The 13,542-nt window shown below is 59.0% G+C and carries 12 protein-coding genes; 6 read left to right on the top strand and 6 right to left on the bottom strand.

The features are described 5' to 3' along the window. Positions 1-32: 32 nt before the first annotated feature. Entirely contained in the window at positions 33-953 is a 921-nt protein-coding gene (locus SIB38_RS05575) for a porin (protein ID WP_412551595.1), read from the bottom strand. Positions 954-1,263: 310 nt separating this feature from the next. Here SIB38_RS05575 and SIB38_RS05570 point away from each other — a divergent pair, with 310 nt between their 5' ends. Next, positions 1,264-1,740 (top strand): DUF3576 domain-containing protein, encoded by a 477-nt coding sequence (locus tag SIB38_RS05570; RefSeq protein ID WP_294116017.1) that lies wholly within the window; start codon positions 1,264-1,266, stop codon positions 1,738-1,740. A gap of 54 nt (positions 1,741-1,794) precedes the next feature. Here the strand turns inward: SIB38_RS05570 and SIB38_RS05565 are convergent, their stop codons facing one another. After that, positions 1,795-3,075: a glycosyltransferase family 4 protein gene (locus tag SIB38_RS05565; RefSeq protein WP_412551594.1), complete on the bottom strand. Its 1,281-nt coding sequence runs from the start codon at positions 3,073-3,075 to the stop codon at positions 1,795-1,797. A gap of 170 nt (positions 3,076-3,245) precedes the next feature. Between SIB38_RS05565 and leuS the strand changes: the two genes are divergently transcribed. From leuS to SIB38_RS05545, 4 genes are all read left to right on the top strand, one after another. Continuing rightward, positions 3,246-5,822: a leucine--tRNA ligase gene (leuS, locus tag SIB38_RS05560; protein WP_412551593.1), complete on the top strand. Its 2,577-nt coding sequence runs from the start codon at positions 3,246-3,248 to the stop codon at positions 5,820-5,822. Continuing rightward, the gene (gene lptE / locus SIB38_RS05555; RefSeq protein ID WP_412551592.1) at positions 5,809-6,315 is read left to right on the top strand and encodes an LPS assembly lipoprotein LptE; all 507 of its coding nucleotides are present in this window, start codon (positions 5,809-5,811) and stop codon (positions 6,313-6,315) included. The genes leuS and lptE overlap by 14 nt, the downstream gene beginning before the upstream one ends. Next, complete coding sequence (gene holA / locus SIB38_RS05550) at positions 6,312-7,343, top strand: DNA polymerase III subunit delta (protein WP_294116014.1); 1,032 nt, start codon at positions 6,312-6,314, stop codon at positions 7,341-7,343. Before lptE ends, holA begins: the two co-directional genes overlap by 4 nt. 87 nt (positions 7,344-7,430) lie before the next feature. Then, positions 7,431-8,021 (top strand): glutathione S-transferase family protein, encoded by a 591-nt coding sequence (locus tag SIB38_RS05545; RefSeq protein WP_294116013.1) that lies wholly within the window; start codon positions 7,431-7,433, stop codon positions 8,019-8,021. 60 nt (positions 8,022-8,081) lie between these two features. Here SIB38_RS05545 and SIB38_RS05540 read toward each other — a convergent pair whose 3' ends face one another. After that, complete coding sequence (locus tag SIB38_RS05540; RefSeq protein WP_412551591.1) at positions 8,082-9,239, bottom strand: TIGR03862 family flavoprotein; 1,158 nt, start codon at positions 9,237-9,239, stop codon at positions 8,082-8,084. Then, a complete protein-coding gene (locus SIB38_RS05535) occupies positions 9,236-10,549 on the bottom strand; it encodes a mechanosensitive ion channel family protein (protein ID WP_412551590.1) in 1,314 nt (437 codons plus the stop codon). The genes SIB38_RS05540 and SIB38_RS05535 overlap by 4 nt, the downstream gene beginning before the upstream one ends. Before the next feature lie 86 nt (positions 10,550-10,635). Between SIB38_RS05535 and SIB38_RS05530 the strand changes: the two genes are divergently transcribed. Then, positions 10,636-10,953: an HNH endonuclease gene (locus SIB38_RS05530; protein ID WP_294116009.1), complete on the top strand. Its 318-nt coding sequence runs from the start codon at positions 10,636-10,638 to the stop codon at positions 10,951-10,953. 2 nt (positions 10,954-10,955) lie between these two features. Here the strand turns inward: SIB38_RS05530 and dld are convergent, their stop codons facing one another. Together dld and SIB38_RS05520 are read right to left on the bottom strand one after the other, a co-directional pair. Continuing rightward, a complete protein-coding gene (gene dld, locus SIB38_RS05525) occupies positions 10,956-12,638 on the bottom strand; it encodes a D-lactate dehydrogenase (protein WP_412551589.1) in 1,683 nt (560 codons plus the stop codon). A 156-nt stretch (positions 12,639-12,794) separates the two neighbouring features. After that, positions 12,795-13,406: an enoyl-CoA hydratase/isomerase family protein gene (locus SIB38_RS05520; RefSeq protein WP_412551588.1), complete on the bottom strand. Its 612-nt coding sequence runs from the start codon at positions 13,404-13,406 to the stop codon at positions 12,795-12,797. Positions 13,407-13,542 lie beyond the last annotated feature (136 nt).

The following is a 13,542-nucleotide window of genomic DNA, read 5'->3' as shown; positions in this document are numbered from 1 at the left end:
GCCCGCCCCAAAGACTTGACGTCTCTCAGCTATTAGAAGCTGAAGGTCACGCCTGCGTCTGCAACGGTCTTGCCGTCGGTGCCGGAACCAACACCTGCGGCCAGGGATACACCGCCACCCAGGGAGTGGGAGTAACCAATACCGTAGGAGGTGTCTACGCCAGAGCCGCCGCCACCGGAAACGAAGCCAGTGATGGAACCAGCTGCAGAAACAGCGTAGGAACCGGACAGACCGTACATGGTGTCATCGGTGGTGTCGTTGTCACCAACCAGAACTGCGTATGCGAAGTCGCCGAAGGAACCGTCAGCACCGATCGCCCACTGCTTACCCGCCAGCGGGTTGGAGTCAGCGTTGTCGCCGTACATTGCACCGATGCGGTGTGCGCCGAAGCTGTAGCCGGCACCGATCTGCCATGCTTCGTCGGAACCTGCGATGTTGGTGTCGTTCAGAGTGTAGGAAGCGGACACAGTGAAGTCAGATACAGAGTACAGAGCTTTGATGGTCTGAACCTGACGAGCACCGTTGCCGAAGCCACGCTTTTCGAAGTTAGAGAAGTTCGCTGCCTGGTCCAGGAAACCAGTGTAGCCAACATCGTAGCCACCCCAGTTGATCACGTCACCGGAGTCGAACACGTCAGAAACGTGACCAACGTCAACGCGGAGACCACCAGTGGAGATCGCGAAGCCAGCTGCGCCTGCGCCGCCAGTTGCGCCGCCACCGTTGTTAGCGGCATCGTCAGCCTGCCAACGAATACGGCCTTCGAACTTAACGCCACCGTCAGTTTCGGTTACGCCGTTCACGGTCAGACGGAAGCGGTGATCCAGAACGGTGTCGTTTGCTGCGTCTTCAGTGTATACTACACCCAAGCGGCCGGAGCCGGACCAGGTCAGTTCTGCTGCTGCCATGCCCGCGGTGGCGACCAGTGCAGTAGAAGCGAAGAGAATCTTTTTCATGATTTTTCCCTCGGATTTCCAATTCATGCGCCCAACCCGGAGAATCCCTGATTGGGTATGCCGTAGTCTCTCGCTCTTTTCAGGGTGTTTTGGCAAGCACGGCGCGAAGGTTTAAGAGAAGATGACCAGACGTGGTGCAGACATGTCACAGTCCAATTTCCCAAGCAAAAAACCGCCGATACATTAACCAATACGCAGGCTTGGGCGATTTCGCTGCTGCGAGAGGCTCCCCTTATATATAGCGCAAGACTCTTGCCCAACGCGCAGGGGTTGGCTAGGACGGGTACAAACCACGTCTTGAGGCAGTTTTATGGAACTTACCCGTCGCCCCGTCCTGCTGGCCGCTCTTGTTGCTGCGCTGTCTCTCAGCGCCTGTGGCAACCGGGACAAAAACCCCACTGGCCTTTTGGCAGACGGCCGCACCACCGAATACAGTCAGGAACGTGAAACCATCTGGGACATTTTTGGCCCAGACAACTCAGATGAGACCGTTCGGGTGAACAAATACCTCTGGGCGGCCTCAATGGAAGTTCTGGACTTCCTACCGATTCAGACTGTGGACCCGTTCAGCGGCGTGATCTCCACGGGCTACGGCACGCCTCCGGGTGGCGGGCGGTCTTACCGCGCCACGATTTATATCCGCGATTCTTCACTCGACGCGCGCTCTTTGAATGTGGCGTTGCAATCCAGCGGCGGACGGGCGGTGCCGGAAAGCACGGCGCGCGCGGTGGAAGATGCGATTCTCACGCGGGCGCGGCAAATCCGGATTGCCGATCGCAAGATCTGACCTGACGTCCAGGAGTTTTCGAAAGCCGCAGCTTAGAGACTGCGGCTTTTTGATTCAGCTGCGTAACGCGCCAGGGGGCATATCGTGCAGCTTCTGAATCCACTCCAGTTGCTTGGGTAAGCAGCAGCTTTGCAAATCATAGTTCTCTACCGCATAGGCGCGGGAGGCTTTGGCCATCTCGGCGCACATGTCGGGGTCATCCAGCACGGTGCAGATTTCTTCGATCATGCGCTCGCCCTTAAAAAAGGGGAACAGGCGACCGGTTTCACCGTGGCTAATGACTTCGGTCACAGGGGCAGTGTCGCTGGCGACAATCGGCGCGCCGATGGCCATGGCCTCCATCAATGACCAACTGAGTACAAAGGGATAGGTCAGATAGACATGGGCCTTGCTGATTTGCAGCATAGAGAGGAATTGGTCGTAGGGCACTTTGCCCAGGAAATGTACGCGCTCCCAGTTGGGGGTCGGAATTTTGCCGCGCACTTCGTCGATGTAGATCTGTTTCCAGGTTTGACCTTTCGGTGGGGCCGCGCCGTAGCTCACCTCATCGCCGCCTACGATGAGCACACGGGCATTCGGGCGCTGTTTGAGCAGTTCCGGCAGCGCCCGCATAAAGACGTGATAGCCGCGGTAAGGCTCCAGGTTGCGGTTCACAAAGGTGATGACCTCGTCTTCGCGGGTCAGAACCGTGCCGTCTTCCAAAGTCAGTGAAGCGTCCGGGTTTGGCTTCACTACGTCGGTGTCGATGCCGTCGTGAATCACACTGATGATATCTTTGTATTCCGGCGGGAAGGTGTTTGCCTGAAACTGGGTTGGGCTGATGCCCAAGTCAGCAGACTGATGGTGCATCATATTGTTGAGGTTCTTCAGGCGCAGACGAATGGAATCAGTGTCGGCATTACGCTTAGGGAACTCCGGATCAAAATGCGTGTCCGAATCATGGAGCGCATAATAAAGCTCGCAATAGAGACCAATGCGCGCCGTGGGCCAGAGATCGCGTAAAAACATCGACTCGCCCCAGCCTGGATGGGCGACAATTACATCCGGCGTGTAGCCTTCCTGATCCCGCAGATTACGGGCGGCGGCATAACAGGCTTCGGCACGCAGGACTTTGGTTTCAAAATCGACCATCCACGGGTGCAAGCCCTGCGCCGGTTTGCGTTTGATTTGATAGGGGTAGAGTTCCACCCCCTGCCAGGTGCCGCGCTGTTTCGCGCGCAAAGTGATCGAGCGCACGTCATGGCCGCGCGCAACCAACTCCGGTGCCAGATGTTTGAACTGTCCCGGGAAATTCTGGTGAATGAAGAGGATTTTCACGCCAACAACCTGTCTCAAATATTCTTGTTAGAGGTGTATAGCGCGAAAATAGGCCACGGTAAGCCATGTGATAGGTCAAATTGCGGCGCTTGTGACTGGACCAAGGCGCGCGGGCGGCCTATCACCTTGCGCAACCCGCGCCACGCTTTTGAAGTGGCTGACACGAATAGATGAAAAGGTGCCACCGCATGTCGCGCTATAGCCCCGCAGAGATTGAAGCCCGCTGGCAAGAGGCCTGGGCCAAGACCGAGACCTTCAAGGCCGTTCGGGATGAGAGCAAGCCCAAGTATTACGTGCTGGAGATGTTCCCCTACCCGTCGGGCAAGCTGCACATGGGGCACGTGCGCAATTACACCATGGGCGACGTGATCGCGCGCTACAAAATCTCCACCGGTCACAATGTGCTGCACCCGATGGGGTTTGACGCGTTTGGCATGCCAGCGGAAAACGCGGCGATGGCCTCTGGCGGCCACCCGAAAGATTGGACCTACTCCAACATCGACACGATGGTTGAGCAGATGAAGCCGCTGGGCCTGTCGCTGGACTGGTCGCGCATGTTTGCCACTTGCGACGAGGATTATTACGGTCAGCAGCAGGCGTTGTTCCTTGATTTCCTTGAGAAAGGTCTCGTCTACCGCAAAAACGCGGTGGTGAACTGGGACCCGGTCGACATGACCGTGCTAGCCAACGAGCAGGTGGAGAACGGCCGTGGCTGGCGCTCCGGTGCGCTGGTGGAGCGGCGCGAGCTGACGCAGTGGTTCTTCAAGATTTCCGACTATTCCGACGAGTTGCTGACCGCGCTGGACGGGTTGGACAACTGGCCTGCGAAAGTACGTTTGATGCAGGAAAACTGGATCGGCAAGTCGCGCGGGTTGGAGTTTGGCTTTGAGCGTGTGGACGGTGGGGAACCGATCACCGTTTATACGACTCGTCCCGACACGCTGATGGGCGCGTCGTTTGTGGGGATTTCGCCGGATCACCCGATTGCCAAGGAACTTGAGGCGGCGAACCCTGAAGTGGCCGCGTTTGTGTCGGAGTGCCGCAAGGGTGGCACCACGGAAGAAGCCATCGAGACCGCAGAGAAGCTGGGCTATGACACCGGCATTCGTGTGAAGCACCCGCTGAACCCTGAGTGGGAGCTGCCGGTTTGGATCGCGAACTTCATTTTGATGGACTACGGTACCGGCGCGATCTTTGCTTGCCCGGCGCATGATCAGCGCGATTTGGATTTCTGCCGCAAATATGACCTGCCCGTGGTCGACACCTTCTTTGCGATTGGCGACGAGACACCGGTGGAGAACACCGCGTTTGTGCCCGGCAAAGAAGAGAAGGTGAAATGGCAAAACCATTTTGCCGGTCTGGATGAGGCCACCGGACAGGAAGCCATCGATGTGACCATCGATTTTGCCGAGAAGGCCGGCTGGGGCAAAGGTGTGACCAACTTCCGCCTGCGCGACTGGGGCCTGAGCCGCCAGCGCTATTGGGGCTGCCCGATTCCGGTGGTGCATTGTGAAGACTGCGGCGTGGTGCCGGAGAAAAAAGAGAACCTACCAATTGCGCTGCCTTACGATGAGGACGGCAAGGCGATTGATTTCTCTGTGCCGGGCAACCCGCTGGACCGTCACCCAAGCTGGCGCGACTGTTCCTGCCCGAACTGTGGCGCGCCTGCAAAGCGTGAAACCGACACCATGGACACCTTTGTGGACAGCTCCTGGTACTTTGCACGTTTCACCGCTCCAAAGGCCGACACGCCGACCTCCATGGCGGATGCTGAATATTGGATGAACGTCGATCAGTACATCGGCGGCATTGAGCACGCGATCTTGCACCTGCTCTATTCTCGCTTCTTTGCACGGGCGATGCACATCTGTGGCCACCTGCCAGAAAGCGCCCAAGAGCCGTTTGACGCGCTTTTCACGCAAGGCATGGTGACCCACGCGATCTATAAGAACGCTGAGCGCACCGATGAAAACGGCCGCGCCATCTATCTCTACCCTGCGGAAGTGGAAGAGCGTGACGGTGGCACTTTTGTGAAAGAGACTGGCGAGAAGGTAGAGGTCATTCCCTCTGCCAAGATGTCAAAGTCCAAAAACAACGTGGTGGACCCGGTCGATATCATCACCGCCTTTGGGGCCGACACCGCGCGTTGGTTTGTGCTGTCTGACAGCCCGCCCGAACGCGATGTGGAGTGGACGGCTTCCGGCGCGGAAGCGGCCTACAAGCACCTGACCCGCGTCTGGAACCTCTGCGACAAGATTGGCGAGATGGACGACGGTGCCAAGGGGCAAGGTGACGACGAGTTGCTGCGTGAGACGCATAAAGCAATCCGCGATGTGACGCTGGGTGTGGAAAGCTTTGGTTTCAACGCCTCGATTGCGAAGCTTTATGCCTTCACCAACACCATTGCCAAATCCAAGGCGGGTAAGGCGGCGAAACGCGAAGCGATCATGACCCTGGCACAGCTGATGTCGCCAATGACGCCGCACCTCGCGGAAGATATCTGGGCGCATCAGGGCGGCGAAGGCCTGATCGTAAACGCACCATGGCCGAAAGCCGATGAGGCGATGCTGGTTGAGGCCAATGTGACGCTTCCGATCCAGATCAACGGCAAACGCCGGGGTGAGATCACCGTGGCCAAAGACCTGCCAAAAGAAGAGGTTGAAAAGCTGGCGCTGGCGCATGAAGCTGTTGTCCGAGAGCTGGATGGGGCCCAGCCCAAAAAGATGATTGTTGTCCCCGGTCGGATTGTGAATGTCGTCGTTTAACCGCCGCTTCTTTATGTTGTCTGCAGCCGCGTTGGGGGGCACCTCCCTGAGCGGCTGTGGATTTGAGCCTGTCTATGGCACGGATGGGGCGGCCTCGATGCTGCTCAACAATGTGCTGGTGGATGAGCCCAAGGCCAATGAAAGTTACGTGTTGGTGCGTAAGCTGGAAAATCGTTTGGGGCAACCGGGTGGCGCACCAGAGTATGGGCTATCGTTGGCGTTGCATCTGGATGAACGTGGCGTGGGCCGCACCTCTGCCCAGGTGACCAACCGCTTTGATGTCATTGGTTCCGTGACTTACGCTTTGCGCGGGATGGACAACAAAGAGGTGCTGACCACCGGCAAGGTGTCGAGCTTCACAAGCTATTCGGCCAGCGGCAGCACGGTTTCGGAGCTGGCTGCAAAAGACGACGCTTATGAACGGCTGATGGTGATTCTGGCGGATCGGATTGTGGTCGATCTTCAGGCCTATGCGGCGTCTGAGACGGCATGAAGCTTTCTGCGCGCGACGCCAACCGGTATTTTGGCACCCCCGAGGCAGATCGCACCGGCCTGTTGATTTACGGGCCCGACGCGATGCGCGTGGCGCTGAAGCGCCAAGAGGTGATTGCCGCTTTGATTGGCCCGCAGGGTGAAGAGGAAATGCGGTTGACGCGCATTCCCGGGGCGGATTTGCGCAAAGACAAAGCCGCCGTGCTGGATGCCATCAAGGAAGTGAGCTTCTTTCCCGGACCACGCGTGGTGTTTGTCGAAGGTGCAACTGATGCCGGAGCGCCAGCGATTCTGAGCGCGCTCGAGGATTGGGCCGAAGGTGATGCACAGATTGTGGTGACCGCTGGGCAGCTCAAGGCCAGTTCTAAGATGCGCAAGGCGTTTGAGACCCATCGCAATGCCTATGCGGTGGGGATTTACAACGATCCGCCCAGCCGCGAGGAGATCGAGGCCGACTTGAAGGCTGCCGGTCTTGGCAATGTTGAGCAGGAAGCGATGACCGACCTGTTCAATCTGGCGCGAGAGCTGGACCCCGGCGATTTTCGGCAGACCTGTGAAAAACTGGCGCTTTATAAGTTCAAGGACGACTTGCCAGTGACCTCTGAAGAGGTGGCGGCCTGCGCGCCCGTGTCCACAGAAGCCGCGTTGGATGACATCTTGAACATCGTCGCGGAAGGCCGTGCGCGGGAGATTGGCCCGGTGCTGCGCAAGCTGGAAGCGCAAGGCGTGAACCCCGTATTGCTGATCATCTCGGCCACCCGGCATTTCCGGGCGCTCTATGGTGCGGCGGCAGACCCCGGTGGGGCAGCGGCGGGCATTGCCCGGATGCGCCCACCGATTTTTGGGCCGCGTCGGGATCGTATGGTGCGACAGGCGTCGAGCTGGGGCGCACCCAAGCTGGAGCAGGCGTTGACCGGCCTGACCGACACCGATTTGCAGCTGCGGTCCGCCGGACAGCGGGCGCCGGAGATGGCGCTGGTGGAGCGGTTATTCCTGCGACTGGCGATGCTGGGCCAGCGCGGGCGGTAACGCGCGACGAGGCGTCACGAAAACACGGGACGCTTGTTTCAGGAGAAATCGGCGGGCAGTCTCCCCTCAATGAGCAGGGAGGATGCCATGTATGAAGTGATCGGAAGCCCCACCAGCCGCGCGTTCCGGGTGGTTTGGATGTTGGAAGAGCTGGGCCAGCCTTACAAACTGTCTCCGGAAAAGCCGCATTCCGAGGTGGTGAGCGCGCTCAATCCTTCGGGCAAAATTCCCATCCTGAAAGACGGTGATGCGGCGATCATCGACAGCACCGCGATCCTGACCTATTTGGCGGATAAACATAACGCACTGACCTACCCGGCTGGCAGCATCGCGCGGGCGCATCAGGACAGTTTCACACAGCAGATCCTGGATGAAATTGAAGCGGCGCTTTGGACCGCGAGCCGTCACAACTTCATCCTGCCAGACGAGCGCAAGGTGCCTGCGGTGAAAGAGACACTGATGTGGGAGTACAGTCGCGGCTTGAAGAACGTGCTGCGGCGTCGGCAGGGCACCTATCTGATGGGGGAAGAGATGACCGTGCCGGATATCATCCTGACCCACTGCGCCACTTGGGCGAAGTTTGAGGGGTTCCCGACCGACAATGAGGAGCTGCTGGGCTACATCAAGGTTACGCGGAGCCGTGAGGCGTTTCAGCGCCTGCTGCCGAAGAAAAAGTGAGAGGCCAGCCCCTCTTGGCCTGCGGCCAATTCACCCCGGGATATTTGTCGAATGAGAAAGCTAGGCGGCGCGTGTCAGCCAGTTTGTGGCACCTAAACCAGCCCAGCGGCCAGTGGCGAGGCAGGCGGTCAGCAGGTAGCCGCCAGTGGGGGCTTCCCAATCCAGCATCTCACCTGCCGCAAAGGTGCCTGGATGATCCTTGAGCATGAGGGATGCATCTACAGCATCGAAGCGCAGGCCGCCTGCGGTGCTGATCGCTTCATCCATGGGACGTGGGCCTGTGTGGGTGACCGGCAGAGCCTTGATAAGTGGGGCTAGGTCCTCTGGCAGCGGCTGGCCAAACTCCATCAGCAAGGCCTGTTTCTCCGGTGAGAGCTTCAGCGCTTTGCGCAGGAAGTTGGCGCGGCTCATTTTGCCTTTGGGGCGGGACAATCGGGCTTGGATGTCGTCCACACTCATGTCCGGCAAAAGGTCGAGCGTGAGCGACGCCCCTTCGCGCATTTGGCGGGAGACGGCGTAGATGCCGCCGCCTTCAAGGCCTCGCTCGGAGATGACAAACTCTGCGCGTAGGGAGATATCGCCCGCAGAGAGGGTTACGTTTTTGATCGGCGTGCCGAAGTGGCGTTCCATATGTGGGGACCAGTCGACTTCAAAGCCCATGTTGGCGGGCCGGAAGGGCGCGACAGGCGCTTTGAGCCAGTCAGCCCATGCGCCGTCAGAGCCAAGACGCGCCCAGCTGGCACCGCCGCAGGCAAGAACGCAGACCTTGGGGCTGATCTCCTGTGAGCCGGTCGGTGTGTCAAAACGATAGCTTCCGCCGGTCCAGCGCCAGCGTGTGCGGATGTCGACATTTTGGTCTGACAACCGTTTGAGCCAGGCCCGCAGGAGCGGCGAGGCTTTCATGACTTTGGGAAAGACACGACCAGATGACCCCGTGAACATCTCCTGCCCCAGGGCTTCAGCCCAGACGGTGACATTCTTGGGGCCAAAGGCCTCCAGCATCGGGCGCAGAGTGGGGGCGGCCTCGTGATAGTGGCTCAGGAAGGTCTCAAACGGCTCGTCTTTGGTCAGATTGAGACCGGACTTGCCCGCCATCAGGAACTTACGCGCGACCGAAGGCTTGGACTCGGCCACCACAACCGTATGGCCCGCCGCGGAGATCACGTCAGCCGCCATGAGACCCGCGGGGCCAGCGCCTATGATCAGCGCATCACTCACGCGGTTGGCAGCGGTGTTTTGAGTTCCACCACACGCTGCGGATACGGTATGGTGATGCCTTCGTCCTTGAGCGCGTTCCAGATCAGGAAGAGCACATCAGAGGTGAATTTGTTGCGGCCATCATCAATACCTTCGACCCAGAACTCCACGGCGAAATCCACACCGTTGTCGCCAAAGCCGCGCAGCTCGCAATCTGGCGGGAACGGGTCGTTCAACACGCCGGGGTGTTTGGCGACGGCGGCCTCGATAATGTCCGGCACTTTGTTGATATCGGTGTCGTAGCTGACCGAGAAAGGCGCCTCGTAGCGATTGGCAGAGCCAGAGTCGGAGTAGTTCACCACGCGGGTGGTGATGAAATCCTCGTTGGGCACCACAATCCAGCGCCCATCATAGGTTTCCAGAATGGTGGCGCGGGCGGTCATTTTGATGATGGTGCCAGCCTCACCGCCATCCAACTCCACATAGTCGCCCACCGTGGCCTGGCCTTCCAGCAGGAGGATCACGCCGGAGATGAAGTTGGAGGCAATTTTTTGCAGGCCAAAACCAAGGCCCACACCAATCACACCGGTGAGCACCGCGAGGGAGGTGAGGTTGATGCCCATGATGTTCATCACCAGCAGGAAGGCGACCCCAAAGATGCCGATTTCCAAGGTTTTGGCGATGAGCTCGCGCATGGCCGGGCGCATCTCGTCCTGTTTCTTGATGAACTGGCTGGATTGCTCGTTGGACCAGCGGCCGAGCCAGAAGATCGCGCTCGCCACAACAACAAAGCGGATGGCAAACAGCACGGAGAAGGAGAGGTTGCCCAGCGGCACAACCGTGGCGTCCAGATAGGCCATGACCTCATCCAGAATGCCCAGCGCGTAGAGGCCAGCGACGGGCACAAGCAGGTAGCGTCCCAGCACTTTCATCACTGGATCAGCGATGATTTCCTTGACCAGAATACGCACAGCCAAGAACAGGAACACCCGTTTCCCAAAGGCGATCACCGCGCCGGAACCAAACAGCGAGCGCGTCACGTTTTCACCTATGCCGATGAAGACGTAGGCCAGAAGCGGCAGCAATAGCGGCAGGAACATCGACACAAAGCGGCGGGCGCGGGCGATGTAGCTGTCTTGCCCCTCTGGCGGGGTGAGCCAGCGATCCAGCAGCGGGTGCAGCTTGCGGCTGGCATAGAGCGCGGCAAGGTAGGCCACGAGCAGCAGGCCAAATTGCGACCAAGCGGCGGGGCTGAGCAGCCAGCCTTGGGCAATGCCCCACAGACGGGCGATATGTTCGAGAGCTGAGTTGAGTAAGGCTGTGCCGTCCATGAGAGGTCCACTTGCTGAAATGGGCGCTTTGAGTATCCTCTTGCCTTGCGGGCATTGGTAACTCAATCAAAAACGGGGGGAAAAACGTGGCAGATGCGGCATCAGACGCGACGCGCGACCCGATTTGCCCGCTCTGTGGCCGTCCTATTCCACCGGAGGCGCGCCAGTCCAAGCACCACCTGATCCCGCGATTGCGCGGCGGGAAAGGCGGGCCAACCGCTTTGTTGCACCAGATCTGTCACAATGAAATCCACGCGACCCTGACGGAAACCGAGCTGGCGCAGGTCTATAACTCGATTGAGATACTGCAAACCCATCCAAGGCTGGCCAAGTTTATCACCTGGGTCAGCAAGCGCCCGCCGGGGTTTCACTCCAAAACGCCGGGCGGGCGACGAAAGCGCTGAATTCAGCTGTAGTGTTTGTTGCGCGACATCTTCCCGATGCCGGGGTTCAGGCTGTTGGTCGGGTCTAGAGATTTGTAGAATTTCGCGAGGCCCGGCTTTGCTGGATAAAGATGGCCAACATTGTGTTCGGCTGGATACTCAGCCCCGCGTTGGTCCAAAAGATCAAGCATCGCCGCCTTGAGCGCTTTGGGATCGCAGCCCTTTTTCACGATATAATCTTGATGCAGCACGTGGCACATGAAGTGGCCGTAGTAGAGCTTGCTGAGCAGTTGTTCGTCGATTTCCTTGGGCAGGGTTTCGAACCAATCCTCATCGTTGCGGCGCAGGGCAATGTCGAGCGCGATGATGTCTTCGACCTCTGCGCTGTGCACATTCATGTAACGCACGGCGGCACCAGCGGCGGCAAAACGGAGAAGACCGGCCATTTTGGCTTCACGGTCGTCACATTCAAAGAAGTCGAGCGCGCCGTTGGAGGTCATTTCCGTCAGGAGCGCGCGGGCTTCGTCGATGCCGCCATCCCGCATCTTCAGGATCAGATGGTGCGGATAAGCCTTGCGGAAGGCGCGCATGCGTTTGGGCACCACATTGGGCCAGAGGCTGGCGGCGAACTGCATGAACTTGTCGGTGAAATGCGTCAGGCCCGGCACGTTTTGCAGGCGGGCGTCCACGGTGCCTTTGAGGGCAAAGAAAGTGGGCAAACGATCGGTGCCCAGCTTGTCGATCATCACCATCGTGTCTTTGCCATAGAAATCAGAGAGGTCGAACACATCCTCATGCAGGTACTCGGCGCTGACCGGCAGGGTTTTGAAGTCCTTCAGAATGCGACGGCGCAGAGTGCCAAGTGCCGCCGTATCCGAGGCAGCCACGTAGAAGGTCTTTTCCGCATCGTTCTTGGCATAGGTGTCCAGGCGCACGGCAAAGACGGCGAGTTTCCCGGCACAGCCTGCGGCCTCATAAAGGCGGGATTTGTCAGCGTTGAAGCGCGCCGGGCTGTTGGCGTCGACATCCCGAACGCGGCGGGCGTAGTCAGTGTCGGAAGCCCGACGGTTGTCATCGTGGATGTCTTCGGCGGTGAAGTTGCCGGATTGCAGATTGGTCAGGATTTCCTCTGGCGTCGCGCCGAGGTCGATGCCGAGATGGTTGACCAGCTGCAGTTCGCCCGCCTCGGTGATCTGGGCATAGACGGAGAGCTCGGTGTAACTGGGACCACGCTCCACAAGCGAGCCGCCGGAGTTGTTGCAGACACCGCCCACCACAGAGGCGCCGATGCAGGAGGAGCCAATCACCGAATGCGGCTGATGGCCAATGGGCGCGAGCAGTTTTTCCAGCTTGAACAGTGTTGAGCCGGGGAAGGAAATCACCTGTTTGCCGTCTTTGATGAGCTGGATGTCGTCCATGCGACGGGTGTTGATCAGCACAACCTCACGGTCATAGGTGCCTTTGGGGGTGGAGCCTTCGGTCAGGCCGGTGTTGGCGGCCTGCATGATGACAATTTTGTCGGCCGCCACACAGGCTTGCAGCACCTGCCATTGCTCCAGAAGCTTCGCTGGCTGCACCACAGCGAGGGCGTCACCTTCGCCGGAACGGAAGCCTTTGCGGAAGCGTTGCGTGCGGCGTGCGCCGGTCAGGACGTGACGTTTGCCAACAATTTTGCGCAGCTGCGCGATCAACTGATCTTCGCTCATGAGACCCTCACACCTTAAATACATCTGCCGGTGTGGATGAAACATGCCAATGGCACCGGCGGGTGCGGTTTGCGACAGCTGTGCCGTAGGGTCAAGCACACACGCGAATTGGTCCAAAAACATGACCAAAATGATACATGCGGGAAACTGGGTATTTTAGAGACACATCTGCTTGATGCCGGATGCGATCTCCGGCTTAGCCGCCAAAGTGTCCGCCGCAATGTCGCGCGCTACGGTGAGCACGTCTTCTGCGGGCACAATGCGCTCAATCAGACCATAGGTGAGCGCCTCCTCCGCGGAGAGTTTCTGACCACCCATCAACATGAGCTTGGCGCGGGCGGGGCCGACCAATGCTGCGAGACGGGCCGGATCAGAGGGCTGCGGCAGGTAGCCAAGTTTCATCACCGGATAGAAAAACTTGGCATGAGGTGCCGCGATGCGGATGTCACAGGCCAAGGCCATACCGTTGGCACCGCCTGCCAAAGTGCCGTTTAGGGCTGCGATGGTCAGGCCGGGCAGCGCCGCAACGGCGCAGGACAACCGCTCCCAAACCGGGCTGGTGGCCAGCCCAGCGCGGGCTTCGTCCAGATCGGCGCCAGCAGAGAAGACCTTGCCGGCGCCGGTGAAGATCAGCGCGCGGGCGTCCTGAGCCGACTCAGCGATTTCGGCAAGCTCTGTGAGCATGACTTCGGTCAGGGAATTGGCTTTTTCCGGCCGATTGATGGTCACCACCCAGAGGCCGTTTTTGTCTTTGGTCAGGTCAATCATGTCTGTCTCACTTTGGGCAAAGGCCCGGATTTGGCGGCGGGAGGCTGATTTTTGCCGACAAGTGTCAGTAAACAACCCTTTGGAATGTTTGATTTCCCTTGAAGTAAGGCGATCAAGGCAAGGCGTCCACCCCCAG

Origin of the sequence: Shimia sp. MIT910701, assembly GCF_047126315.1 — a bacterium.
Taxonomy (GTDB): domain Bacteria; phylum Pseudomonadota; class Alphaproteobacteria; order Rhodobacterales; family Rhodobacteraceae; genus Shimia.
This window is presented reverse-complemented; position numbering and strand designations above follow the sequence as displayed.